General features: G+C 71.5%; 9 protein-coding genes. 6 read left to right on the top strand and 3 right to left on the bottom strand.

Going from position 1 to position 9,166, the window contains the following annotated elements; translation table 11 throughout:
- The 5 genes from AB0J09_RS45620 to AB0J09_RS45600 all read left to right on the top strand — a co-directional run.
- The coding region (locus AB0J09_RS45620) for an AraC family transcriptional regulator (RefSeq protein ID WP_360705875.1) at positions 1-463 on the top strand (463 nt) is incomplete at its 5' end.
- Between the two features lie 23 nt (positions 464-486).
- Positions 487-1,149, top strand: coding sequence for an AzlC family ABC transporter permease (locus tag AB0J09_RS45615; protein WP_360705873.1), 663 nt, complete (start codon positions 487-489; stop codon positions 1,147-1,149).
- Complete coding sequence (locus tag AB0J09_RS45610) at positions 1,146-1,457, top strand: AzlD domain-containing protein (protein WP_360705871.1); 312 nt, start codon at positions 1,146-1,148, stop codon at positions 1,455-1,457. Before AB0J09_RS45615 ends, AB0J09_RS45610 begins: the two co-directional genes overlap by 4 nt.
- Positions 1,458-1,466: 9 nt before the next feature.
- Complete coding sequence (locus AB0J09_RS45605) at positions 1,467-2,738, top strand: protein kinase (RefSeq protein WP_360705868.1); 1,272 nt, start codon at positions 1,467-1,469, stop codon at positions 2,736-2,738.
- Between the two features lie 64 nt (positions 2,739-2,802).
- The gene (locus tag AB0J09_RS45600) at positions 2,803-3,513 is read left to right on the top strand and encodes a dolichyl-phosphate beta-glucosyltransferase (RefSeq protein WP_360705865.1); all 711 of its coding nucleotides are present in this window, start codon (positions 2,803-2,805) and stop codon (positions 3,511-3,513) included.
- 142 nt (positions 3,514-3,655) lie between these two features.
- On the opposite strand, the gene AB0J09_RS45595 is transcribed toward AB0J09_RS45600, so the two are convergent.
- The 3 genes from AB0J09_RS45595 to AB0J09_RS45585 are packed head-to-tail and all read right to left on the bottom strand — an operon-like array spanning position 3,656 to position 5,527.
- The gene (locus AB0J09_RS45595; protein WP_360705863.1) at positions 3,656-4,585 is read right to left on the bottom strand and encodes an RluA family pseudouridine synthase; all 930 of its coding nucleotides are present in this window, start codon (positions 4,583-4,585) and stop codon (positions 3,656-3,658) included.
- Positions 4,578-5,087: a signal peptidase II gene (lspA, locus tag AB0J09_RS45590; protein ID WP_360705860.1), complete on the bottom strand. Its 510-nt coding sequence runs from the start codon at positions 5,085-5,087 to the stop codon at positions 4,578-4,580. Before lspA ends, AB0J09_RS45595 begins: the two co-directional genes overlap by 8 nt.
- 47 nt (positions 5,088-5,134) lie before the next feature.
- The gene (locus AB0J09_RS45585) at positions 5,135-5,527 is read right to left on the bottom strand and encodes a TraR/DksA C4-type zinc finger protein (protein WP_360705857.1); all 393 of its coding nucleotides are present in this window, start codon (positions 5,525-5,527) and stop codon (positions 5,135-5,137) included.
- A 453-nt stretch (positions 5,528-5,980) separates the two neighbouring features.
- Between AB0J09_RS45585 and ileS the strand changes: the two genes are divergently transcribed.
- A complete protein-coding gene (gene ileS / locus AB0J09_RS45580; RefSeq protein WP_360705855.1) occupies positions 5,981-9,163 on the top strand; it encodes an isoleucine--tRNA ligase in 3,183 nt (1,060 codons plus the stop codon).
- Positions 9,164-9,166: the final 3 nt, after the last annotated feature.

Genomic DNA, 9,166 nt, shown 5'->3' with positions numbered 1-9,166 from the left:
GTCCAGGGCTCACCAGGCGGCCGAGCTCGGCGACGCGCTGGCCGCCTCGACGCTGAGCCGTACGTTGTTCGCCCGGCTGGTCACCCGCCACGCGACTCCCCGCCCCGCCGCGGTCCTGCCCGCCGAGGGCGGGCGGGCGGTGCGGGAGGCGCTCGACCTGCTGCACGAGAGCCTCCTCGACCCGCCGACGCTGGAAGACCTGGCCGGCGCGGTGGGCGCGCGGCCGTTCGCGCTGCTGCGGGCCTTCAAGGCCGCGACGGGCCTGCCGCCGCACGCCTACCTCACCTCGCTCCGGGTACGCCAGGCGCGCCGCCTCCTCCAGTCCGGGGTACGCCCCGCGCAGGTGGCCGCCGAAGTGGGCTTCACCGACCAGGCCCACCTCAACCGGCATTTCAAGCGCATCGTGGGCGTGCCGCCCGCCGCCTACCAGCGTGCCGCAGGAACGTACAAGACCGGCGGTTAACCCACCTCCTAGCCTCTTTCAGCATGGAACAGACAACACACCGTTCCGCCGCCGTGCGGGACGGCCTCGGCGTGGGCGTGGCCGTGGGGCTGTCGGGCGTCGCCTTCGGCGCCGCGGCGATCACCGCGGGCCTCAGCGTGCCGCAGGCGTGCGTGCTGAGCCTGCTGACGTTCACCGGCGCCTCCCAGTTCGCGCTGACGGGGGCGGTGGGCGCGGGCGGCGACCTGGTGGCCGCCACTTTGAGCGCGCTGCTGCTGGGCGGCCGCAACACGCTCTACGGCCTGCGCCTGGCCGACCTGCTGCGGGTGCGCGGGCCGCGCCGGCTGCTGGCGGCCCACGGGGTGATCGACGAGACGACGGCCGTCACGCTGGCCCAGCCGACCGAGGAGTCGGCGCGGACCGGTTTCACGGTCACGTTCGCCAGCCTCTACGTCACCTGGAACCTGACCACGCTGGCGGGCGCGTACGGCGCGTCGTCCCTGGGCGATCCCGGTGTGCTGGGGCTGGACGTGGTGGGCCCGGCCGCGTTCCTGGCCATCCTCTGGCCCCGCCTGGCAGGCGGCGCGCAGTTGCGCTGGCTGGCCGCGGTCGCGGCGGCGATCGCGCTTTGCGCCACCCCGTTCCTGCCGCCCGGCGTGCCCGTGCTGCTGTCAGCCGCTGCCGTCCTGGTGGTGATGGCGCGATGACGCTGTGGTGGGCCATCGCCGCGGTCTGCGCGGGCTGCTACGCGCTCAAGCTGGCCGGGCTGGCGGCGCCGCGGCGGGTGCTGGAGCATCCGGCGATGCGCAGGTTCGCGGAACTGGTGCCGGTGGCGCTGCTGGCGGCGCTGATCGCGGTGCAGATGTTCACGGAGGAGGGCGGGCTGCGCTTCGACCCGGCGCGAACGGCCGGACTGGGTGCAGCGGTCGTCGCGCTGCTGCTGCGGGCGCCGTTCCTGGTCATTCTGGCCGCGGCGGCCGTCGTCACGGCGCTTGTCCGGCTCTTTCTGGGGTAGTCGCGGTGCATGACCGATTCAGCGGGGATGGTCGGCGGACGATATCGGCTGCTCAGAACGATAGGCCGGGGCGGCATGGGCACGGTGTGGCACGCTCACGACGAGGTGCTGGGCAGGGATGTGGCGGTGAAGGAGGTCCTGCCGCCGCCCGACCTCACGGATCCCGAGCGCGATGTGTTCGCCGTACGGACGTTCAGGGAGGCCAGGGCGGCGGGCCGGGTGGCGCATCCGGGCGTGGCCACCGTGTACGACGTCCTCGAGGAACGCGGTCACCCCTGGATAGTCATGCAGCTCGTGCACTCCCGCACCTTAGGCGAGCTGATCCGCGACGACGGCCCGATGCCCCCCATCGAGGCCGCCGACATCGGGCTGCAGCTCCTCGAGGCGCTGCGCGCGGCCCACGCGGCGGGTGTGCTGCACCGTGACGTGAAGCCGGACAATGTGCTGCTCACCGAGGACGGCCGGGCCGTGCTCACCGACTTCGGCATCGCCACCACGGAGGACGAGGCGCCCGTGACCCGTACGGGCATCCTGATCGGCACCCCGGCCTTCATGGCGCCGGAGCGCGCGGCCGGCGCCCGGGCCACGCCCGCCTCGGACCTGTGGTCGCTGGGCGTGACGCTCTACATGGCCGTCGAGGGCCACTCGCCCTTCCAACGGGACAACGCCCTGACCACGCTCGGCGCGGTCATGCACGCCGAGCCGCAGCCGCTGTCCCGCGCGGGCGTGCTCGCCCCTGTGCTGCTCGGCCTGCTGCGCAAGAACCCGGCGGAGCGCATGTCGCTGGAGGAGGCCGAGCGACGGCTGGCCGTGATCATCGCGGGCGGCCCACCTGAGCAGACGGGTCCCGTCCCGGTGCCCGCGGTGGCGCCGCGACCGCGGCGGCGCGCGCTGCCGATGGCCGCGATCGCCGGGGGCGCGCTGGTCGTCGCCGTCGCCGCAGGCGGTGCGGCCTGGTGGTCCAACCGCACACAAGACCTGCCCCGCACCCCGCGCCCCGCGCCCGCCGTCGTGACCGCCCCTTCCTCCACCCACCCCGAGCCGACCCCGGAGACGTCCCCCCAGACCACCCCTCAGACGGCCTCCACGCCTCCCGCTCCGCAGAGCTCACAGCCGCCCAGCGGGGAGCAGCAGCCCGGGAGGACGCCGACCGGCCAGCGCAAGAGCCCCAGCCGCGCGCCGACGCCCACCGAGAGCAAGCAGGAGAAGAAAAAGGAGAAGCAGAAGGAGAAGGACCAGACGGCCTCCCAGGACCCGGGCTCGGTCGAGCCGTCGGACTAGGGGCGGAAGGTCCAAGCGGCGCTGACCGTGCAACCCCCGTGAGGCCCGGCCCTGTCTCCGGGGCATGAGCGAGATCGACCTGTCGGTGGTGATTCCCGCCTACAACGAGGAGGCCAGGCTCGGCGCCACCCTGGCCTCCGTCTGCACCCACCTGAGCACGACGCCGCTGAGCTGGGAGCTGATCGTCGTCGACGACGGCTCGGCGGACGGCACACTGGCCGTGGCGGCAGCCGCCGCCGGCGCCGAGCCCCGGATGCGCGTCATCCGCTGGCCCGCCAACCGGGGCAAGGGCCACGCGGTACGCCGCGGCGTGCTGGTCTCGCGCGGCCGCCAGGTGCTGTTCACGGACGCCGACCTCGCCACCCCGATCGAGGAGTTCGGCCGGTTGCGGGCGGCGCTGAGCCAGGGAGCCGACGCGGCCATCGGCTCCCGCGCCCGCCCCGGGTCTCGCATCCTGGTGCGCCAGCACCCCGTCAGGCACCTGCTCGGCACGCTGGGCAACCGGCTCATCCGGGCGCTGGCCTTGCCGGAGGTCGCCGACACGCAGTGCGGGTTCAAGCTGTTCGACGGGAACAAGGCGCGCGTGGTGTTCGGCCGCGCGCGGCTGGACGGGTGGGCCTTCGACGTGGAGATCCTGCGGGCGTTCGCGCGGCGGGGGTGGCCGGTCAGGGAGGTCCCGGTGCGGTGGTCCCACCGGCCCGGCTCCAAGTTACGCGCCCATCACTACCTGCTGACGCTGAGCGGCCTGTGCTTGTTGCTGTGCGAGCGCCGGTGACTCGCCGCAGGGCCGGCCTCGTCGTCGCGTGCGCCTATCTCGCGCTGGCCGTCTTCGTGTACGTCCACCTGTGGGCCGACCCGTCGCGCCGCTATCTCGTCGACGGAGGCCCCAGTTGGGTCGACCAGGAACCCTGGGCGGGTCAGGACTCGTCGCGGACGATGTTCAGCGCCTTCTGCAGGTCCTGCGGGTAGTCCGTGCTGAACGACATCCACTCCCCCGTGGTCGGATGCTCGAACCCGAGCGCCACGGCGTGCAGCCACTGCCGCGTGACCCCCAGGCGGGCCGCCAGCGTCGGGTCGGCGCCGTACAGGAGGTCGCCGACGCAAGGGTGCCGGAGCGCCGCCATGTGCACCCTGATCTGGTGCGTGCGCCCGGTCTCCAGCTTGATGTCCAGCAGCGAGGCCGCGCGGAACGCCTCGACGGTGTCGTAATGGGTGACCGACGGCTTGCCCCCGGCCACCACCGCGAACCGCCCGTCCCCGGAGGGGTGCCGGTCGATGGGCGCGTCCACCGTGCCCCTGAACGGGTCGGGATGTCCCTGCACCAGCGCGTGGTAGCGCTTGTCGACCGTGCGCTCCTTGAAGGCCCGCTTGAGCCGCGAGTACGCCACCTCGCTCTTGGCCACCACCATCGCCCCCGTGGTGTTGGCGTCGAGCCGGTGAACGATGCCCTGCCGCTCGGCCGCTCCGCTGGTGGCGATCGTGTGCCCGGCCCCGAGCAGCCCGCCGATCACGGTCGGCCCCGTCCAGCCGACGGTCGGGTGGGCGGCCACCCCGATCGGCTTGTTGACCACGACGATGTCCTCGTCCTCGTACACGACCGTCATGCCCGGCACGGGCTCCGCGACCGGCATCGGCGTGGTGACCGGCGGCGGCATCGTCACGTCGAGCCACGCGCCCGCGTGCACCCGGTCCGACTTGGCCGGCTGCTGCCCGTCCACCAGCACCTCGCCCGCGCCGATCAGCTCGGCCGCGCGGGTGCGGGAGAAGCCGAACAACCGCGAGAGCGCCGCGTCGAGCCGCTCGCCCTCCAGGCCGTCGGGGACGGGAAGGCTGCGCTGCTCACTCACCCTTCGCCACCTCCTTGGACCCGTCGATCTGCACGTTCCGCCAGGCCAGGAGCACCGCCAGGATGCCGCCGCAGACGATGGCAGAGTCGGCGATGTTGAAGACGGGGAAGTAGTCGATGACGGGGAAATGCCCCGGGAGCACCTCGATGAAGTCGACGACGTGCCCCTGCAGCTGCGCGGAGCGCCCGATGCCCGAGGGGTAGCGCAGCAGCCGATCGGTGAGGTTGCCGAGCGCCCCGCCGAGCAGCAGGCCCAGCGTGAGCGCCCAGGCCCGGCTGCCGAGCTTGCGGGCGGTGCGCACGATGGCCACGACCACGCCCGCGGCGATGAACGTGAAGACGAAGGTCATTCCGGTGCCGATGCTGAACGCGGCACCGGAATTGAAGATGACCCGGAACTGCAGCACGTCCGGGATGACGACGAGGGGCGCCCGGCCCTCGAGTGTGCGCAGCACCACCGTCTTGGTGATGAGGTCGGCCGCGTAGATCACGGCCGCCAGCACGACGAGGACGGCGAAGAGGCGCCCGCGGGGCCGGCCCGCAGGCGCTGCTACCGGCGCTCCTCCTTCTGCTTGCAGGCCACGCACAGCGTCGCCCTCGGGAACGCCTGAAGGCGTTCCTTGCCGATCGGCTTGTGGCACGATTCGCACACTCCATAGGTCCCTGCGTCGATCCTGGCGATCGCACGTTCGTTCTGCGCGACCAGATCGCGCGCATTCAGGGTAAGGGCGATCTCGCGTTCGCGCTCGTACGTCTTGGCGCCGGCGTCCGCCTGGTCGTCGCCGGCTCCCTGCGTGACGTCTCCAGAGGCTATCTCCGTCTCGTGGCGGAGGATGTCCGCGTTGAGCTCGTCGATCTCGCTCTGGAGCCTGCCGCGTACCTCGGCCAGCTCCTGTTCCGACCACATCGACGGTGTAGCGGTGGTCTGCGTGACTGCCGCCATGGCTGCCTCCATTGCTGATCAAGGCCGTAAATGGTGCGGGCAGCTTAGGATCCTCATAACGGAACGGCAAACGACCCGCCGGACGGTTTACCTCCCCCGTACTATCCCGCCCCGCGCATTCAACTCCTCAACAGGGGCGTCCATTCCCACATCTTTGTCGGTTGCGTACCGACGCGGTCTCCGGAAGATGCGCCAAGGGAAACCAGGAAGCCTTCGCCTCCACTCTGCGTTATGGTTTGAGACTGCAAGGCGTTGATGGGGCCCGACTGTGAGGGATATCACCCCGGAGCCGCCGGAAGAACGGCTCGTGCGAGCTCATTAGACCCGGCAGCAGACCAAATGAAGAGGGCCTCCCCCCGGGCGAGGCCAAGAAGGGTGGTACCGCGGAGCCGTGTGGCTTCGTCCCTTCACGCAAGCCTTGCCGGCCGATGATGCGTGGAGGTCACGCCCGAAATGTCTTCCCCAACGTTCCGCTCTCTTCCCGCGCAGGTCGACCTGCCCGCGCTCGAGCGCGAGGTCCTGGACCGCTGGCGGGACGGGAAGATCTTCGAGCGTTCCGTGGAGCAGAACTCCGGTAACCCGTCCTGGGTCTTCTACGAGGGTCCGCCCACCGCGAACGGCCTGCCCGGCGTGCACCACGTCGAGGCGCGGGTGTTCAAGGATCTCTTCCCGCGTTACAAGTCCATGCGCGGATTCAGCGTTCCGCGTAAGGCCGGATGGGACTGCCACGGCCTGCCGGTCGAGGTCGGCGTCGAGCGCGAGCTGGGCCTGACCGGCAAGAAGGACATCGAGGAATACGGCATCGCCGAGTTCAACGCCAAGTGCCGCGAGTCGGTGCTGCGGCACGTGGACGCGTTCGAGCAGATGACCGAGCGCATGGGCTACTGGATCGACCTGTCCCAGGCGTACCGGACGATGGACCCGTCCTACATCGAGTCGGTGTGGTGGTCGCTGAAGGTGGTGTGGGACAAGGGGCTGCTGTTCCGCGACTTCCGCATCACGCCGTACTGCCCGCGCTGCGGCACGGGGCTGTCCGACCACGAGCTGGGCCAGCCCGGCGGCTACGAGAACGTCTCCAGCCCGTCGGTCTACGTCCGCATGCCGGTGACCTCCGGGCCCCTGGCCGAGCTGGGCGCCGCCCTGCTCGTGTGGACGACGACGCCGTGGACCCTCGTGTCCAACACGGCGGTCGCCGTGCACCCCGACGTGACGTACGTCGCGGCCCGCACGCCGGACGGCGAGGTCCTGGTGGTCGCCGAGCCGCTGCTGCCGGTGCTGGGCGAGGGCGTGACCGAGGTGGCCCGCTACACGGGGCGCGAGCTGGAGCACACCGCGTACTCCCGCCCGTTCGACCTGGTCGACATCCCCGGCGCCCACTACGTCGTGCTCGGCGACTACGTCACGGTCGAGGACGGCACCGGCCTGGTCCACCAGGCCCCGGCGTTCGGCGCCGACGACCTGGCCGTGATCAGGCGGTACGACATGCCCGTCGTCAACCCGATCGGCCCCGACGGCCGCTTCCTCGACGACGTTCCCATGGTCGGCGGCCGGTTCTTCAAGGACGCCGACGAGGAGCTGACCGAGGACCTGCGCGCCCGCGGGCTGCTCTACCGCGGCGGCCACTTCGAGCACGCCTACCCCCACTGCTGGCGCTGCCACACCGCGCTGCTCTACTACGCCCTCCCGTCCTGGTACATCCGCACCACGGCGGTCAAGGACAAGATGCTGGCGGAGAACGCCGACACCAACTGGTACCCCGAAACGATCAAGTGGGGCCGGTTCGGCGAGTGGCTGCGCAACAACGTCGACTGGTCGCTGTCGCGTTCGCGCTACTGGGGCACGCCGCTGCCGCTGTGGGTGTGCTCCGAGGACGAGTCCCACGTGACGTGCGTCGGCTCGCTGGAAGAGCTGGGCAACCTGGCCGGCCAGGACATCTCGGCGCTGGACCCGCACCGCCCGTACGTCGACGACGTGACCTTCGGCTGCCCGTCGTGCGGCGCTGCCGCCAAGCGGGTGCCCGACGTCATCGACGCCTGGTACGACTCCGGCTCCATGCCGTTCGCCCAGTGGGGTGAGCGCGGCAAGCCGGAGGGCCTCTACCCGGCGCAGTTCATCTGCGAGGCCACCGACCAGACGCGCGGCTGGTTCTACTCGCTGATGGCCGTCGGGACGCTCGTCTTCGGCCAGTCCTCGTACGAGAACGTGCTCTGCCTCGGCCTCATCCTGGCCGAGGACGGCCGCAAGATGAGCAAGCACCTGGGCAACATCCTCGAGCCGATCCCGCTGATGGACCAGCACGGGGCCGACGCGCTGCGCTGGTTCATGGCCTGCTCGGGCTCGCCCTGGGCGGCGCGCCGGGTGGGGCACAACGCGCTGGAGGAGATCGTCCGCAAGGTCCTGCTGACGCTCTGGAACACCTCGTCGTTCTTCACCCTCTACGCGAACGCCGAGTCCTGGTCGCCGTCCATGCTCGCCGAGGCCACGCCGGCGGCCGAGCGCCCGCTGCTCGACCGCTGGGTGCTGGGCGAGCTGCACAGGACGGTGGCCGAGGTCACGGCGTCCCTGGACGAGTACGACACCCAGCGCGCCGGCCGCCGCCTGGCCGACTTCCTCGACGACCTGTCCAACTGGTACGTGCGCCGCTCGCGCCGCCGGTTCTGGCAGGGGTCGCTGGAGGCGTTCGCGACGCTGTACGAGTGCCTGGAGACGGTGACGCGGCTGATGGCCCCCATGACGCCGTTCATCACCGACTACCTCTGGGACGTTCTGCGCTCCCCCGAGGCGCCCTCCTCGGTGCACCTGACCTCCTGGCCCACGGTGCGCGAGGACCTGCTCAACCCGACGCTGTCAGACCAGATGGCCCTGGTACGGCGCCTGGTGGAGCTGGGCCGCTCGGCCCGCGCCTCGTCGGGCGTCAAGACCCGCCAGCCGCTCCGCCGCGCCCTGGTGGGAGCGCACGGCTGGCCGTCGCTGCCCGGGGAGCTTCGCGGGCTGGTGGCGGACGAGCTGAACGTCCATGCGCTCGAGGACATGTCGGGGTTCAGCGCCGATCTCGTGTCCTACTCCGTCAAGCCCAATTTCCGGGCCCTGGGCAAGCGCTTCGGCTCCCAGACCAAGCTGGTGGCCGCCGCCGTCGCCGCCGCGGACCCCACCCGCGTGGCTCGCGCCCTGCGCTCCGGCTCCACGGTCATGGTGGAGGCGGACGAGCTGGGCGAGATCATGCTCGGCCCCGACGACGTGATCGTCAACGAGCAGCCCCGTTCGGGCTGGGCAGTGGAGACGGGCGCGATCGGCACCGGCACGGGCGAGACGGTGGCCCTGGACCTGGAGCTCACGGACGACCTGCGCCGCGCCGGTCTCCTGCGCGAGGTCATCCGCCTGGTCCAGGACGCCCGCAAGTCGACCGGCCTGTCGATCACCGACCGCATCGACCTGTGGTGGACCACGTCCTCTCCCGACCTCGCCACGGCCCTGCGTACCGAGGGGCACGTGGTGGCGGAGGACGTCCTGGCGACCACGGTCACGGAGGGCACGGCCCCGGACCTCCCGTCCCACACGGACGAGGACCTGTCGCTGACCTTCCAGCTCCGCCGCGCCTCTGCCCCATGCCGGGCATCATGCCCAGCAGGTTTTTGATGG

Origin of the sequence: Nonomuraea sp. NPDC049784 (genome assembly GCF_040659615.1) — a bacterium.
GTDB lineage: Bacteria > Actinomycetota > Actinomycetes > Streptosporangiales > Streptosporangiaceae > Nonomuraea.
The sequence above is the reverse complement of the archived record's forward strand: the minus strand, read 5'-3'. Positions and strand labels throughout refer to the sequence as shown.

Coding starts and splice junctions, on each gene's coding strand:
- AB0J09_RS45615 (WP_360705873.1), top strand. CDS start 487: ATGGAACAGACAACACACCGTTCCGCCGCCGTGCGGGACGGCCTCGGC.
- AB0J09_RS45610 (WP_360705871.1), top strand. CDS start 1,146: ATGACGCTGTGGTGGGCCATCGCCGCGGTCTGCGCGGGCTGCTACGCG.
- AB0J09_RS45605 (WP_360705868.1), top strand. CDS start 1,467: ATGACCGATTCAGCGGGGATGGTCGGCGGACGATATCGGCTGCTCAGA.
- AB0J09_RS45600 (WP_360705865.1), top strand. CDS start 2,803: ATGAGCGAGATCGACCTGTCGGTGGTGATTCCCGCCTACAACGAGGAG.
- AB0J09_RS45585 (WP_360705857.1), bottom strand. CDS start 5,527: ATGGCGGCAGTCACGCAGACCACCGCTACACCGTCGATGTGGTCGGAA.
- ileS (WP_360705855.1), top strand. CDS start 5,981: ATGTCTTCCCCAACGTTCCGCTCTCTTCCCGCGCAGGTCGACCTGCCC.